Origin of the sequence: Brevibacillus sp. NPDC058079 (genome assembly GCF_042885155.1) — a bacterium.
Taxonomy (GTDB): Bacteria; Bacillota; Bacilli; order Brevibacillales; family Brevibacillaceae; genus Brevibacillus.
The window spans coordinates 447,385-464,101 of record NZ_JBHVSO010000001.1 but is presented as its reverse complement, the minus strand read 5'-3'; the positions used below and the strand labels follow the sequence as shown (position 1 = coordinate 464,101).

The 16,717-nt window shown below is 47.0% G+C and carries 13 protein-coding genes; all 13 read right to left on the bottom strand.

Annotated elements, in window-relative coordinates:
* Positions 1–189 precede the first annotated feature (189 nt).
* A complete protein-coding gene (gene pepF, locus ACFVS2_RS02430; protein ID WP_390230475.1) occupies positions 190–2,049 on the bottom strand; it encodes an oligoendopeptidase F in 1,860 nt (619 codons plus the stop codon).
* Between the two features lie 96 nt (positions 2,050–2,145).
* Complete coding sequence (locus ACFVS2_RS02425; RefSeq protein ID WP_390230472.1) at positions 2,146–3,432, bottom strand: UDP-glucose dehydrogenase family protein; 1,287 nt, start codon at positions 3,430–3,432, stop codon at positions 2,146–2,148.
* 12 nt (positions 3,433–3,444) lie between these two features.
* The gene (locus tag ACFVS2_RS02420; RefSeq protein ID WP_390230469.1) at positions 3,445–4,518 is read right to left on the bottom strand and encodes a glycosyltransferase; all 1,074 of its coding nucleotides are present in this window, start codon (positions 4,516–4,518) and stop codon (positions 3,445–3,447) included.
* 26 nt (positions 4,519–4,544) lie between these two features.
* Positions 4,545–5,495 carry an NAD-dependent epimerase/dehydratase family protein gene (locus ACFVS2_RS02415; RefSeq protein ID WP_390230466.1) on the bottom strand — a complete coding sequence of 317 codons (951 nt, stop codon included), beginning with the start codon at positions 5,493–5,495 and terminating at the stop codon, positions 4,545–4,547.
* The gene (locus ACFVS2_RS02410) at positions 5,492–6,295 is read right to left on the bottom strand and encodes a glycosyltransferase family 2 protein (protein WP_390230463.1); all 804 of its coding nucleotides are present in this window, start codon (positions 6,293–6,295) and stop codon (positions 5,492–5,494) included. The genes ACFVS2_RS02415 and ACFVS2_RS02410 overlap by 4 nt, the downstream gene beginning before the upstream one ends.
* On the bottom strand, positions 6,292–7,338 hold the full coding sequence (locus tag ACFVS2_RS02405) for a glucose-1-phosphate thymidylyltransferase (RefSeq protein WP_390230460.1): 1,047 nt from the start codon (positions 7,336–7,338) through the stop codon (positions 6,292–6,294). Before ACFVS2_RS02405 ends, ACFVS2_RS02410 begins: the two co-directional genes overlap by 4 nt.
* Positions 7,339–7,460: 122 nt before the next feature.
* A complete protein-coding gene (locus ACFVS2_RS02400; RefSeq protein WP_390230458.1) occupies positions 7,461–8,633 on the bottom strand; it encodes a glycosyltransferase family 4 protein in 1,173 nt (390 codons plus the stop codon).
* A complete protein-coding gene (locus ACFVS2_RS02395; protein WP_173617893.1) occupies positions 8,614–9,036 on the bottom strand; it encodes a hypothetical protein in 423 nt (140 codons plus the stop codon). The genes ACFVS2_RS02400 and ACFVS2_RS02395 overlap by 20 nt, the downstream gene beginning before the upstream one ends.
* Positions 9,037–9,141: 105 nt before the next feature.
* On the bottom strand, positions 9,142–9,825 hold the full coding sequence (locus ACFVS2_RS02390) for a DnaD domain-containing protein (protein WP_007723121.1): 684 nt from the start codon (positions 9,823–9,825) through the stop codon (positions 9,142–9,144).
* A 122-nt stretch (positions 9,826–9,947) separates the two neighbouring features.
* A complete protein-coding gene (gene asnS, locus ACFVS2_RS02385; RefSeq protein WP_390230453.1) occupies positions 9,948–11,237 on the bottom strand; it encodes an asparagine--tRNA ligase in 1,290 nt (429 codons plus the stop codon).
* Between the two features lie 216 nt (positions 11,238–11,453).
* Entirely contained in the window at positions 11,454–14,375 is a 2,922-nt protein-coding gene (locus ACFVS2_RS02380) for a WIAG-tail domain (RefSeq protein ID WP_390230450.1), read from the bottom strand.
* 177 nt (positions 14,376–14,552) lie between these two features.
* Positions 14,553–16,064, bottom strand: coding sequence for an AAA family ATPase (locus ACFVS2_RS02375; protein ID WP_390230447.1), 1,512 nt, complete (start codon positions 16,062–16,064; stop codon positions 14,553–14,555).
* Positions 16,057–16,584 carry a hypothetical protein gene (locus tag ACFVS2_RS02370; protein WP_173617896.1) on the bottom strand — a complete coding sequence of 176 codons (528 nt, stop codon included), beginning with the start codon at positions 16,582–16,584 and terminating at the stop codon, positions 16,057–16,059. Before ACFVS2_RS02370 ends, ACFVS2_RS02375 begins: the two co-directional genes overlap by 8 nt.
* Positions 16,585–16,717 lie beyond the last annotated feature (133 nt).

Here is a 16,717-nt window from a genome sequence, read left to right as displayed (position 1 = left end):
CTCTGCTGCAAAACAGTCAGCGGGTGGAAATTCATATCCGCCCCGAGACGGAGAACAGTACCTAACAGCGCATAAATAGATACGCAAGAAAACTGGGAAAGTTACCTTTTATTGGACAATCTTGAAGAAAAATTTACAAAAAAAGCAGCCAAGTCATAGACTTGAACTGCCTTTTGGATTTGATCCATGTTATTGTTCGATCAGTTGTTCCAGTTCTTCGAGCAATTCCTTGAAGACACTCAATGCTTCTGCAACCGGTGTTGGCGACGTCATGTCTACGCCTGCGCCCTTAAGCAGATTGAGCGGATAATCTGAACTGCCGCCCTTGAGGAACTGCAAATAACGATCCACAGCTGGCTGGCCTTCCTCCAATATCTGCTTGGAAAGTGACGTCGCTGCCGAGAAGCCAGTCGCATACTTATACACATAGAAGCCGCGATAGAAATGAGGAATTCGCGCCCATTCCAAATCTACCTCGCTGTCTACGACCATGTCCGGTCCGTGATAGGAAACATTGAGCTCACGGTAAATAGTACTGAGAGATTCGGCTGTCAACGGCTCTCCCTGCTCTTCTTTTGCGTGCACAATTTTCTCAAACTCAGCAAACATGGTTTGGCGGAATACCGTTCCACGGAACTGCTCCAGGTAATGATTAATCAAGTACATACGCTGTTTCTTGTCAGTCGTCGTCTCGAGCAAATGATTCATCAGTAGTGCTTCGTTCAGCGTAGAAGCCACTTCTGCTACGAAAATCTTGTAATCGGCATACGTGTAAGGCTGTGCGTGATTGGAATAATAGCTATGCAAAGCATGCCCCATCTCATGCGCCAGTGTAAACATGTTGTTGACATTGTCCTGATAGTTCATGAGTACAAACGGATGTGACGTATAGGCGCCCCATGAATAGGCTCCGCTTGTCTTCCCTTCGTTTTCATGAACATCGATCCAACCATTGGAAAAGCCCTCTTCCAAAATGCGACCGTACTCCTCACCCAGTGGATGAAGTGCTTCTTTGATCGTTGAAACAGCCTGATCATATGGGATTTTCATGTCCGTCTCAGGTACGATCGGCACGTACAAATCGTACATGTGCAATTCATCTACGCCCAATAATTTTTTGCGCAAGGCAATGTATCGGTGCATGAGCGGAAGATGTTCATGGATCGTTGCAATCAGGTTATCGTAAACAGGGAGCTCCACATTATCGGCAAACAAGGCTGCGTACAAGGCAGACGGATATTTTCTCGTTCGCGCGTAGAAAACATCCCCTTTGATGGCAGATGTCAGCGAGGCTGCGATCGTATTGCGGAACTTGCCATACGTGCTGTACAACGCCTCGAATGCTTCTTTGCGCACGCGTCGGTCTTTGCTTTCCATGAACTGCGTATAGCGTCCCTTGGTCAGCTCGACTTCTTCGCCGTTTTCATCCGTAATCATCGGAAATTTCATGTCAGCGTTGTTGAGCATCCCAAAAATTTTGGAAGGAGAAGACGAAAGCTCGCTCATATTTGCCAGCAAAGCTTCTTCCTCGGAAGATAACGTATGTGGCTTGAAGCGGGTAATTTCATCCAACAGAATGCGGTAGTGCTCAAGACCTTCTACTTCTTTGATCCACGTTTGCAAGTCTTCCGTGGGAATCGCCAAAATCTCTGGCTGTATGTACGAAATAGAACCGTATACTTGCGTGCTGAGGCTGGTCGCCCTGTCAGTCAGCCCTTGATACTTGCTGTTCGCATTGTCTTCGTCTCGACGCATACGTGCATAGACGTACACTTGATCAAGCGTCTTCAATAATTCGTCTTGCAGAGTCAACACGGCCAGCAACTGTTTACCGGAAGTAGCCAGAGAGCCTTTCATTGCTGCGATTTTTTCTGTGAGCTGTTTTACTTTTTGTACGTCCGCTTCCCAATCATTATCAGTGGGATACATGTCCTCAAGACGCCATTTGTATTCAGCGGGGACGTCACTGCGTTTCGGCAGTGTTTTGCTTTTATTCACCGTGATCACTCCCTCGTTATTTATGTAAGATGAAATGGTCAAATCATCCATATGTGTATCCTATCGTATTATGCCTACAGGTTCAAATCAATCAGGCGCTTTCACATTTTCCACAGAAAAAAGCCGAGCTTTCCCGAAATGGAAAAGTCAGCTTCTACCTACCCCGATATAGTGAAAGCCTGCTTCCTTTACCTCCTGATTCGGCCAGGCATTTCGTCCGTCTACCAAGAGCGGCTGCGCCATGCTTTGATGAACCTGTTTCCAATCGAGTTGGACACACTGTTCCCATTCTGTGACCAATAAGGCGGCGTATGCTCCCTCACATGCTTCTGCCGCGGATTGCGTGTACGTAATCTGTGGAAACTGCTTGCTGACACCCGGTACTCCAATCGGATCAAACGCCTTCACGGAAGCACCTTTTTGCAGGAGTGCTTCTATCAATTTGAGCGATGGCGCTTCTCGGATGTCATCCGTATCCGGTTTAAACGTCAACCCCAGAACGGCAATTTGTTTGCCTTTCAGATCAGGGAGCTGCAAGCACAACTGCTCCAAAAACCATTCAGGCTGCGTAGCATTCACCTCTCGCACTTTATCCAAAATACTTAAGTGAACATTGTGCTCTGCTGCGAGCTGCAATAACGCAATCGTATCCTTCGGAAAACAGGAGCCGCCATAGCCTACTCCTGCCCGTAAAAATTGCGGACCGATTCGACTGTCCAGTCCCATTCCTCGCGAGATCGTCACGATATCCGTCCCGAGTGCGGTACTTAACCGTGCTAGCTCATTCATGAAAGAGATTCGGGTTGCCAAAAATGCATTCGAAGCGTATTTGATCAGCTCCGCGTTTGCTCTGGTGGTGATTACTCGCGGTGCCTTCACGCCATTGTACAGCTCCTCCATGCGAGCCGCTGCCTGAGGATTATCTACGCCAATGACGATTCGCGAAGGCTCCAATGCGTCCAATAATGCACTCCCTTCCCGTAAAAACTCCGGGTTGGATGCAACAGATACTCCTATGCAGCCAGCCAGCATCGCCGCTACTTTTTCGCCAGTTCCGACTGGTACGGTACTCTTGATTACCACGATGCGTTCTTGCGGTGCGAGCGAATGGACCTTTTCCATGTCAGAAACAGCCCCGAGTAAATACGTTAAATCGGCTGTGCCGTCTGCTGCTTCAGGTGTCCCCACACAAATGAAAAAAATCTCTGCGTCCTTCGCCTCTTTCAGATCCGTATAAAAAGCAAGCGCGCCATCATCTAATACTTTTTTCAATGCCTCTTCTAAGCCCGGCTCGTAAATCGGCGAGATCCCTTGGCGCAATTTTTCTACTTTGGACGCAACGAGGTCAATTCCGATCACCTGATGACCGTTCATGGCAAGGGAGACAGCAGTCGTCAAACCTACGTAGCCGGTCCCAATAACGGCAACTTTCATTCCTTCACCTCATCATTTTTTCGACACACGCAAATAGAGCTCTTCTAGCCTCATCCGTTGCTTATGGATATCGTGGTTTTTTTCTACTTTCAGTCGAGCCTCCGTCGTGATCTGTGCCCACTCGTGACCATCTGTTAGTACATGGTTTATCATTTTCCCGAGTGCAGTCGGTGATTTCTCCGGAACCAGATATCCGGTCACTTTGTTTTCGACCAGCTCCGGAATCCCCGCGTGATAGGTGGAAATGACAGGGCGTCCGCTAGCCATCGCTTCCATGATGACATTGGGAATCCCCTCTTGGTTGCCATTTCTCGCTGTCTTGCATGCGATGATGAACAAATGGCACTTGGCCAGTTCACGCTGGACTTCACGATGTGGTAGAGCTCCTTTGAGCACGACTTGTGTGCCTAACCTGTTTTTCTTGATCAGTCGTTTGAGCTTCTTTTTTTCTTCTCCATCGCCAACGATGATTAGCTTCGCCTTTGGATGTTTTTTATGCACATGAGTAAACGCCTTGATTAACGTATCCATCCCCTTTTTTTCAGTCAGTCTCCCTACGCTTAGCAATCGGTACTCCCCATTTTCCACGGGCTGTTTCGGCAGCATGGGAAATTTGCGCAAATCAATTCCTGAGCGGATAAGGGTAATTTTGGATGGGGGACAGCCCAGATGAATCAAGCGCTTTCTCATGTGATTGCTGACGACTGTAAACGCCTGGCCCTTTCGAAAGAGACGCATAAGAGACCGTCTGTACACTGGATTTTCTTTTACGCGCTTAGTCGCATCAAAGCCATGAAAGGAAGTGATCAGGGGGAGCTTGCTTTTTTGTGCAAAAGGAAGCAATTCTAATCCAGCAGGACCAAAACGGGCATGCAGGCATTTAAATTTTTTTCGTCGTAACCAAGTGGAGAGGCCGGCCATATGCTTGCGCACATAGACCGGCGAATAAGGAAATTGTTTTCGGTTAAAGGCTCGCTGTCGGGTCAACACCACGGGTTTGACCACTTGATGTCCAAGCAATTGCTCGTAAATAAATGTTTCACTCTTGGGAAGAAACTTTCTACGATAAACGAGGACCCGATGCATGCAACTGGCCTCCTTGATGACGGGTGTTACCCCTTCGATTGCGAACGAATCTCTGCTAATTGATGGCGAAGGCCCTCTTCTAGCGTCACTTTTGGTTTGTACCCCAAGCGTTGTTGGGCAAATTGGATATCCGCACAGGTTCGTAAGGAGTCACCGGCCGGCCCATTTTGAAACGTAATGCGAGGGGTCAGATTCATTAACGTGCCCATGATGGATAGCACATCGATGAGCTTGATTTCCCGATCCCCCCCCACATTAAAAATGTCACCGGGAACAGCATGCTGTGCAGCCAGTAGATTCGCCTCTACCGCGTCTGTCACATACGTAAAGTCTCGTGATTGCTGGCCATCACCATAGATAATGACCTGCTCGCCTTTCATCATTTGACGAAAGAAACGATGAAAAGCCATATCGGGACGCTGTCTGGGGCCGTATACCGTAAAGTAGCGAAGCATGCTAACCGGGAGTCCATAAGCTTTTACATAAACCGAGCAGATTTGCTCCATCGCTTCCTTGGTCACACCATAAGGGGAAACTGGGCGAAGAGGCGCATTTTCATTGGTTACGGTCCCTTGCATCGTCCCGTAAACCGAGGAAGAAGACGAGACCACGATGACAGGTGGCTTCGGTCTTTGCAAGCAAGCCTCTAGCAACTCTTGTGTAGCCAAAATATTATGGCTAACATAATCGGCAAAGGACTTTCCCCAGCTGTTTCTCACGCCCGGCAAGGCAGCGAGATGGAAAACAGCGTCGACGTTCTCGAGCCAAATGTCCCAACGCCCAGTCTGAAGCGAGGTAGAGTGGAAGGTGAAGGCAGGATGTTTTCCTATTTCGGCCAGATTCCGCAGCTTCGCAGCAACATCGTAGTTATCGATGAACCCGTCAATGCCGATGACTGTCACGCCATCGTTCAACAAGCGCTGTGTCAAATGAGACCCAATAAAACCTGCACAGCCGGTGACAAGAGCTTTCTTCATCGTCTCCGACGCCTCACTTTCTTCAGCCTTTTAATGACTAAATATCCGTCCTTGTAACCATAGATGGCCTTGTATTTCTTGCCCCACCTTTTCAGATAAAATTTGAATGTTTTTTTTCGCAAATAATTACGGCGGAACTTCATCTTGCTGTCCGTGAGCTGACCTTTATGCTTCGTCCGGTTGTATAGGATTTGATTGATGTATCTCACCCGATACTTTTCAATTAATCGCAAAATGATTCGCCGGTCCTCCATAATCCTTCCCTCGTATCGATCCGAGGTATCCCAACCACCCACTTTGTGCAGGGCTTCTACGCGATAGCAACGTGGAGAAACCATCCAGCGATTGTATTTCAGAAACTGGTATTTGTTATGAAATGACTTATGGTTCACCTTAATCGTTTTGGTATACTTTCCGCGCCTAACTTTCCAGATGTTCATGTTGCCATAGAACAGAGCTGTGCTTTTCTTGCTTTTGTGAATGTACTTTTTGAGCACTGCCAGTGTTCGTTTCGGTAACCAGTCATCGGAGTCGAGTTGTACGAGATAAGGGGTATCCACCATCGACAAAGCCTGATTCATGACTTTGCCGATTCCAGAATTTTGTTCCAATCGATGATACATAATGTTTGGATGGTACAAATATTTTTCAATTTTACTTCTGGTGTGATCGGTGGACGCATCGTCAATGATCAACAGCTTCCAATCTTTTGAGGTTTGATTCAAGACGCTGTTGATGGCTTTGCGAATAAACTTGGCGCGATTGTATGCCGGAATGACTACAGTAAAGGTCGGATTCATACGTCCTCCCTCTTGACAGCCGGAATGCAAATGGACGATTTGTCGCTTACAATGAAGACTCCCGTACTATTAGAAGATTGACCCGTCAGCATCGATGAGCGGCCGAAAACGCTGTTTGTTATTTTCCAAGCAACTTCATGCAGCGAGCTGTTTTCCAGCAGGATACTATTTTCGATATGCGAGCAATTTCTCAAGCTTACGCCATTTTGGATCGAGACGTACGGTCCGATTTGGCAATTTTCAATCACACAATTATCACCGATTAGTACAGGACCCGTAATCTTCGCATTTTTCACTACGGTTCCTTTGCCAATTTGATGTTGATTGCCTAGCTCCCTCGTAAGCATCCACTGGTTAGCCTCCAGCCAGCGATCGATGGTTCCCACATCCGAATACTTTCCGTTGGTGACGGAGTGAGCCAATTTGAATCCGCGATTAATCATCGATTGAATCGCATCCGTTATTTCTAGTTCGCCTCGGGGAGATGGCTGCAGGGTAGCAATCGACTCAAAAATAGGTGGCGTAAACAGGTATGCGCCAATCACTGCCAGGTTGCTCTTTGGCTGACGTGGCTTTTCCTCTACAGAGATTAGTCGTCCTTTTTGTACTTCTGCGATCCCATAATCCTGTGGTCTCTCCACTTTACTTAGCATCACGACACCGTCAGATTTTCCCTTCGTAAACGCTTTTGTAAGTCCGTGAAGCGAATCCATCAATAAATTATCACCTAGTAGCAAGATAAACGGTTCGTCTTGCAAAAACGGTTGCGCTAGCTGGACAGCATGGGCAATTCCCAGTCGTACCTCCTGCCTGATAAACGTAATGGTAGCCCCGAATTGACTACCATCGCCCACCATGGGAGGAATCTGTGATTGAGAAGGATGTATCACGATGCCAATGTCCTGAATGCCCACTTCACGCAGTTTGCGAATGCAATAGTGTAAGACCGGGTGATTGGCCACAGGGAGGAGGGTTTTCGGTTGCGAATAGGAAAAGGGGTGCAGTCGCGACCCACGTCCAGCACACAAGATTAACCCTTTCACAAGTATCACTCCCCAGTTTTGCTCTGCGATACTTATAAGGTATGCGTATCTGGATAGCTGGACAGGGCAGACGTCCACATTAGCGAAAGAAAAGGCAACCACCTACATCCTTTCCGTTCGAATTAACCTGTTTTTAAAAGCGGTTGTTTCTCTTCACTTCGCGTTGGAACAACTGTTTCAAACACGTTCAGATAGCCTTGCGCTGTCGCGTACCAAGAAAAAAACTTAGCACGTTGCAGGGCCTGTTTGCCCATTTCATTCCGGACGGTAGGTGAACTCCACAACAGTTCCCAGACAGCAGGCAATCCTTTTTTCCAATCTTTTGGCGGAATGATAAAGCCACTTTTCTCGTGGGCAACGACTTCACGAATACCGCCTCGTGGAGTGGAAATGACGGGCTTTCCGGAAGCCATCGCCTCTAAATTGACACGGCAGAACGCTTCTTTCCAAACGGATGGTGTCGCCACGACATCCCCAATTTGATAGTAAAGCGGCATTTTTGCGGATGGTACGAAATTGACGAAACGCACCTTTTCACCCAAAGGCTTCGCAAGTCGCTTGAGCTCTCGAACATACGGATTCAGGCGATTACTGCCGTATCCCGTACCGCCTACAATGACGAGTTTGGCTTTCGGGTCTTGTTTGCTCACCTGGCGAAAGGCTTTGATCAGCACGTGCACTCCTTTACCGTGCATGAGTCTGCCTGCATAAAACAAGACGCGATCATCTGGCTTCAATCCGAGTTCTTGACGCATTTTTTTGACCGCGATCTTTGCAACCTGATAAGGCGTGACATCGACCCCAAGGTGAACCGCATGAATTTTATTTGCAGGAATCTTACACGTCCGAATAAAATGTTGACGTAAAAATTCACTGTTCGTAATAAAACCTGTTGCCAGTCGAACGGCGCGCCGCATATTTTCTTTGCTGATGATCGGCTGTGATCCATACACGTGAGAGTGCATATTCACAAAGATCGGGATCTTCGGAAAATGGCGTTTTAATGTGAGAACATAGATCGGTCTGTTTTCCACGAGGATGACATCTGGCTTGTTCTTCTTGATATGATTAATAATCCGGCGCAAATAAGGCTTTGGCCCTTGATACGGGACGCGAATGAACTGCCGGTTTTCTTCCACGGATGAGGTCGGATAGGTCGCACATTGACGAGTGTAGATCGTCACGTTATGAATTGGCTCGATCATCTTTGTGACCTCGTCAATATCGTGTTCGACCGAGCTTCCTTTGACCGGTGGTACAGAAAAGGGACCCGGACTAATAATTGCGATGTTCATTTCGCTCGATCTCCCACTCCTTTTTCAGTGAAAGAACTACTTGATACAAGTACTGCAATTGTTTTGTATGGTTCTCTTCAAGCTTCTCCCATCTTTCTTCCCACGAAGCCAGCGCCTCTCTCAGTTCCAACACTTCATGCTCAAGCTTGTGAACCTGTTCTACGACTGCCTCATCGGCTTCTCTCATAATAATTTCGAAGGTAGGCTCCAAGACCAGTTCCTTAGTCTGCTCAACTGTTGTATTTACGACCAACTCCTGGACGTTTTCTGTTACTTCCTCTTCCTGTTTTTCATTGGCTTTTACGATTGAAATACGTTGAACTGCCTCATCTACGACATAACTTCCTGAAAACACACCTGGTGTTACCCAATGAGACAGATCCCATTTTTTCCGTTTTTCCACAAGTCATCGCCTCCTGAAGCTTGCATCTACGTAATATGTTATGACAGACAAGGAAAATGGGTACGTGTACGGTGACATAGAAAAAACCGCTTGATTTGGATGAAATCAAAGCGGTTGCCCGTGGTCTCTCATATTTGCTTGTCTACGGAAGTTCAAGCTGTAAAGACGTGCTTGTTCTACGGTTGTAATCTGTTGCTTTTGCCATTCGAGCAAGATCCTGTCGATATAGCGGATGTGGAGTTTGCCGACGGTTGCAGCCTCACGCAAAGCGGTCAAAATCAATTCTTCCTGATAGCCGTCCTGTTCGGTCCACATATGGATGTTCTCCAATTCAAACGGTGCTAGCGGGCGACCAAATGCCTGCTCAAAACGAGCGTAAATAGCAACAGGTTCGGCATCCAGAGAAACGGCCACTTCCATAAAGGGCTCCATGCTTCTCGGGTCTGCTTGCTGCTCCCGCCAGGTCTGGTACAGCTTTTTGTACAAGGGGGTCAAATTGTATTGCTCATGACGCATACCAGTTTGTGGATCGATAAACTCATCTATCGTAATCCAATCTTCTTTTAATAGCTTTTGTAGAGATTGAATCAATCTCCTGCTCGTCATGGACATGCGTTCCTCCAGCTCTGTTAAGGTTGGGAATCGATTCCCTTCCTGCTGAAAGGATAATAGATGAATCAATAGCATCATCTCGTCATCAGTCAATGACATACGCTTATACATTTTCAAAAGAAGGTTGGAGACGGATGTTGCTCCTTCTTGCAACAATTGCAATATATGGGAGTCCATAACGCATATTCACCTCTGGGTTGGAATAACAAGGGAGTGCGTAAAACGCGCTGTCAAACAATAGGAACACCCTGCTGCCCTCGCGCAACAGGGTGTAGATCGTTCAGTGATAAAGGAACTCTCTATGGGTAGAGACGATTCAGCATGCGTGGGAATGGAATGGTTTCACGCACGTGATCCAGACCGCAAATCCATGCAATCGTACGCTCCAGACCCAAACCGAAGCCGGAGTGAGGAACTGTACCATATTTGCGCAGATCCAAATACCAGCGATATGCCTCTTCCGAAAGCTCATGCTCAGCAAAACGTTTCTCCAAGAGTTCTGGATCATCAATCCGCTGGCTACCCCCGATGATTTCACCGTAGCCTTCTGGTGCGATCATGTCCGCGCACAGAACCACTTCCGGACGTTCAGGGTGTGGCTTCATGTAGAAAGCCTTGATTTCGGTAGGATAATGGGTGATGAAAACAGGCTTGTCGAAGTGGTCCGCAATCATCGTCTCATCCGGTGCCCCGAAGTCGTCTCCCCATTTGATCTCGCTACCTTTTTCCTGCAACAGTTTGATCGCATCATCATAAGAGATGCGTGGGAACGACCCCGTTACATTTTGCAGTGTTGTTGTATCGCGCTCCAACGTTTTCAGTTCGCGCTCACAGTTTTTCAATACCGATTGTACCACATGAGATACAAACGCTTCCTGAATACGCAGATTTTCTTCATGATCCACGAAAGCCATCTCCGGCTCGATCATCCAGAACTCGATCAAATGACGACGTGTCTTGGATTTCTCGGCACGGAAAGTTGGACCGAAAGAGTAAACGCGACCTAACGCCATAGCGACTGCTTCCATATAAAGCTGGCCGGACTGCGAGAGATACGCATCTTCCTCAAAATATTTCGTATGGAACAGATTCGTGGTACCTTCCGCAGAGGTCGGTGTCAAAATCGGTGGGTCTACTTTTACGAAACCGTTCTCGTGGAAGAACTCATACATGGCGCGAATCACTTCGGAACGCACAGCCATGACTGCGCGCTGACGTGGAGAACGCAGCCACAGGTGGCGATGGTCCATGAGGAAGTCAACACCGTGTTCCTTCAAGGAAATCGGATACTCCTGGGCGATCTGAATAATTTCCACACCTGTTACTGTCAGTTCGTAACCGCTTGGTGCGCGGTCATCCGCACGAACTACACCGGTTATGTAAAGTGAGCTTTCTTGTGTGAGCTGCGATGCATTCTCCCACACTTCTTCCGCTACTTCCGCTTTTACTACTACACCTTGGATGAAGCCGGAGCCGTCGCGGAGCTGCAAAAATTGAATCTTGCCGCTGCTGCGTTTGTTGTATAACCAGCAACCCAGACGTACTTCTTGTCCAACATGCTGCCCGATTCGGGCAATCGTCGTCAACATTGAATGATTCCCTCCATTTACCATGCCACGCAAATACAGACTAAGTATACCTGATAATTATACTATTGGGGGCCTGCAAATTCAATGAAAGTCTCCCGGTATAATGTTAACCATAAAATAATTATGTAAACTAATGTACATTTGGGAGACCTGATCTCAACATCGGCCTCCCCGCTTCTGAATCATCCACTCGCCCCATTGTTGTTTCCTACCGAATTATTTATCATACTCGATATCGCTATCGTATTCTTCACTACTTTCATAATAATCTTGCTCGAGATCACTTTCATCCGCATCTTCTTCATCTTCATCCATGTCATCCATGTCATCCTCGTCCATGTCCTCATCTTCCATGTCTTCATCGTCCGAGTCTTCATCATCCGAATCTTCATGATCCGTGTCTTCATCATCCGAGTCTTCATCATCCGAGTCTTCATAATCTGTGTCTTCATCATCCGAGTCTTCATCATCCGAGTCTTCATGATCCGTGTCTTCATCATCGGTATCTTCATCATCCATGTCTTCATCATCCATGTCTTGGTCTTCCTCGATCTGATCTTCGTCGACTTCTTCTGCCTCCAGTTGCTCCCTCTCCGTTGACCATTCCAATATTTCGTGTGGGACACCTACTCCTTTTTCTCCAATCGCGATCCAGTGAATCACACCTGTCGCTTCTTGACCCTCTTGATTGCGAAACACGGTGATGATCGCTGAAGTCCTCTTGGTGTATTTGAGCGACGTATATATCCCCGGTTGATTTGTCATCGCCACCATACAATAATGTGTATCCGCATATGGCTGTGGCAAACGAACGGTCACATCTGTGGACTTGCTAGTGGCAGAAAGTCTGAATGGGACGAAACCGTATTGTTGAAAGGTTACTCCTACGTGATTATGCGTTTCAATGACCGGAAAGCTCAGCTTCTCAGCCGTAATCGACTCATTCTCAATGTGAAGCGTAGAGACAGCTTTGGGCGCAATTTTGGAACCGGTCACGGAGTCCTCTGCCAGTTTTTCCTGCGTAATGATCCGGTTTTGCAGATGCTGTTCTGTTATGCTTCTGGTGACAAGATGATTTCCTTTGAGCGTCCCCTCCATAATATGAGTTCCATCCAAGCTGCCTTTTATGACATGAGCACCATGAATCGAATGGCTATCAAGCTTGCTCGCATCAATGCTCTGGTCAGCTATTTTCTCTCGGGTGACACTGCCTTCCTGTAATTTTTCCTTGGAAATGGAGTTACCCTGGAGATGTTCATTTTGAATGATATGACTGTTGAGATGTGTAGACGATATTGCTTTTTCGGCGATCTTTTCCCCTGTGACGGATGCTCTGCCCAGATGGCGTGTCTTGATCGCATCTTTGGCTATTTTGGGGGCTGTGATGACGGCATCTCCAATTTTGCTTGTCGTAATACTTAGGTCTGAAATTTTGTCTGTGGAAACAGATTCCGGCGCCAATTTTGAGGTGGTCACCAAATGGTCATGCAGATGTTGCGTGTGGATGATGTATTCGCGTAGATGATTGCCCCCAATGAGTCTGTCAGCCAAATGATGTTCTTCTACAGATCTTCTTGCCAACTTTTCTGCACGAATGGACCCGTCAATCAGATGTCGTGAACTCACACTCTCGTCGAGTAAGTGTTTCTCTCCTACACTCCTGTTCGCCAATTTGTCGATAGTGACAGCCTTGTCGGCTATTTTGCCAGTAGTAACCTGCTGATCCCCAATTTTTTTGGACGTCAGCATACCGTCTTGCAAGTGGCTCGATAGGACACTGCCAGCTTGTAAATGTGTACTACCGATTGATTCTTTGGCGAGTTTTTCTGTCGTGACACTGTTGTTGTGCAAATGCTCAGTCAAAATCGCATTTGGCCCCACTTTATCACTGGTCACCGCTTCTGGCTGTAAATGCTGGTTATAAATGGCCTGAAATGCGATGTGATGATTCGTAATGCTGCCAGCGCTAATATTACTGCCATCTATTAGATCTTCAGTGAGGTGATGACGGTAAATGGAGCCTTCACGGATATGTTGAGACTCAATTGCATCCTCGTCTATCTTCGTCGAAGTGACTACTCCATCGCGTAATTTATCTCCTGTGACTGCTCCATCCTCAAGCTTCACTGTGTTGATCACATAATTTGCTAGGTTACTTGTTTGAATGGTCCCCATCTTTATTTTTTCCGAGGTAATCGATTGATCCTGGATCAACTCATTCGTAATGGCTTGCTCCTGAATATGCTTACTCTGAATCGAGTGGTCGGCAAATTTCATGGAGTCGATGGTTTTATCAGCTAACTTCTCCGACGTAATGCTATGATTGATCAATTTTTGCGCGGATATCGAATAATCCTGCAAATGCTCACCGTCTACGATTCCCCGCCCCAGATGATCCCTCAGTATCGCATGCGGTGCGAGTTTGGTGGAGGTTACGCTCATGTCCGCGAGTTTGCTGCTGTCCACGGCATAATCCTTCAAAATCGAATTATCCACGGCGCCTTGCTTAATCTTGGACGCGTCAATGGCACGGTTCGCAATTTTTTCTGTTGTCACCGATTGATCTGTCAAGTCGTCTGTATAGACAAATGATTGGACACGATCATCATTTCGGTCTTTGATGACCTTCGAATAAAAGTTCGGATTGGCAGTTGAGCTTTGTTTGGAAGATGTATCCTGTTTGGAAGATGTATCTTGTTTGGAAGTTGTATCCTGTTTGGAAGTTGAAACCTGTCTGGAAGTTGAAACCTGTCTGGAAGTTGTATCCTGTCTGGAAGTTGAAACCTGTCTGGAAGTTGAATCCTGCCTGGAAGTTGAATCCTGTCTGGAAGTTGAATCCTGTCTGGAAGTTGAATCCTGTCTGGAAGTTGAATCCTGTCTGGTAAACGAGTCCTGTTTGGAGGATAGGTCCTGCTTGGGTACTTTGGGAATCGGTTGTTGTTGCTCTTTCGGTGTGGCAGCAGAGAGGGGAGGTATTCTCTGATCGCTCTCCAAATTACTTTCAAGCAGATTTAATTCGAGGTCTTCCATCCACTCCCGATCGGGTGATGATGTATATGAGAGCGGTAACTCGTGCATGGTCTGCCTAAAGGTTTTGCTCAGACTTTTGTTTGCTTTTCGCCGGTTCACATTGGCCATAGGGTCTCCTTGCCTCCTGATTTCATTCCCGTATCACTTTTGTAGGATATTCATCCATTTCCCTATTTGGCACCGTGTCTACAAAATTGTTTCATCCTTATTGGCCTAAGTTTCCAGCAAACACAAAAAACCTGCTTGGCCAACTCTCCCGTTGGCTAGCAGGTTCTTTCTCTTCATCTATACAGCAACTTCTTCTTTCGTTTGTGACAAAAGCGTTCTGAATTCATCGCCTTGCAGAACTTCCGCTTCCATCAATGTGTACAAGCCTGTTTGGAATACGGAGTCAAACTGTCTCAAAAGATTGCGAGTTTCTCCGAGCAATCCTTCAAGCAGACGTTCAACCTCGTCATGAATACGACTCTTCTCCACGTATTGTAAATGTACAATGCCCAGATCCGACATACCGCTTTGTACAATTTCCTGTGCCATTCCCAACGCTTGCTCGAAGTCATTCTTCGATCCAGTACTGCGCCCACCGTAGTAGATTTCCTCCGCTACGGCTCCTCCAAGGCTAACCATGATTTGTTTTTCCATCGCTTCCTTGGTATACAGATAGCGGTCTTCTATTGGATTTTGTCGAACGTATCCTAGTGCTTTGCCACGTGGACTCAGCGTGACCTGCGAGACAGAGCCTGGTCGCACGATCTCACTAACAATGGCATGGCCTATTTCATGGAGAGCAACACGTTTCTTCTCTTCCTCTGACGCTTGACGGTCTACCTTCTCTCCGAGCATGACCTTGTCCACGGCATAAGCAAAATGCTTCGCAGTGATCTTGTCCAGACGATCACGCATGGCGTAAATGGCCGCTTCATTGGCTACACTCTCCAGCTGTGCGCCAGAAAAACCGAATGTCTCCTGTGCCACTTTTTCCAGTGTGACGTCTTCGCCAAGTGGTTTATTGGCCGTATGAATCGTCAAAATCTGCTCGCGTGCAGGCTTGTCTGGAAGATCAACGCTAATATGACGGTCAAAACGCCCAGGGCGCAATAGCGCTGCGTCGAGCATGTCTTTCCGGTTCGTAGCTGCCATGACTAAAATCCGCGGCTTGTCGGTCGTAGCTACACCATCCATCTCCGTCAACAGTTGATTCAAGGTTTGATCATATTCACGCTGCTGTTGACCGTCCCTTTTCCCACCGACGACATCGATCTCATCGATAAAAATAATCGCGCTGTCTTGCCCATTTTTCTCTGCTAATGCCTTCGCTTCTTGAAACAATTCACGGACGCGTTGTGCACCGACACCCACGTACATCTCTACAAATTGCGAACCTGATGCCGCCACAAAAGCAGAATTTGTATAGTTCGCTGCCGCTTTCGCCATCAGTGTCTTACCCGTACCAGGAGGACCTGTCAAAAGAACACCTTTGATCGGACGAATCCCGTACTGCTCAATTTTGTCCTTGTATACGAGAAAATCAAGCGATTCCTTCAGTTCTTTTTTAGCGCGTTCCTGTCCACCGATATCAGCAAACTGCACGTCCGATTTCGGAAGCTCATGCTTGTTTGCTTTTCTTTTCCCACCGAGGGCGACATTTCCGCCTTGTCCATTTTGCTGACGGATGACCAGAAAGTAAATCGCACCCAATACGGCTCCGAACACCAAGAATGGCGTAATATTTACACCTAGAAAAACAAGAAAAATCAACAGTGCAGGTACGACGCCGATCAGTACTTCCTTACGCACGTGCCGTCACCTCTTTTTCAATGGAACGGGGGATGATAGTGTAAAAATCCTCCGTTCCTTTTTTCAAGTAAACATAAATGTTCTCGTCATCCATCAATGCAGATGCTTCGTCCAGCTGATTCCCTTTTTTCCATTGTTCCACGAGGGCTGGAATGCGGCTATATTCATGCAACTCCACTGCTTCTGTAAACACAAATTGACCGCTCTGCCATATATCGTTCATCGCTGTCGACTGATTGTCTATGTCAATGATCACTTCTTTTTCCCCTGCGATCTTTTGTGTTTCCGTTAGCAGATTGCGATATTCTGCTGGAAACGCGTCTGGTTTTGTAACAGTTACATCTATTTGAATTTTATCTTTGCTGATCTCCAAGTTGCCCAATGTTGCGGACTGCATTTGTCCAATTTCTGCACGGATTGGCTCCTCAATCTCCATCTTTTGATACAAGAACCATCCTCCGAACAGGAGTGCCAAGGTTGCCACCAAAGATAATCCAATTGCGCTCTTTTTCAACTGCACGGCTACTCCCCCCATAAATATCGCTCTCGTTTTCTCTCTCTGCAACGTCCCCAGTATATCACACGAGTATATCAATTTCTTATACAGATGTTGGATGGAATGCCAAACAGGCCTTCTCCCATAAGGAAAAGGC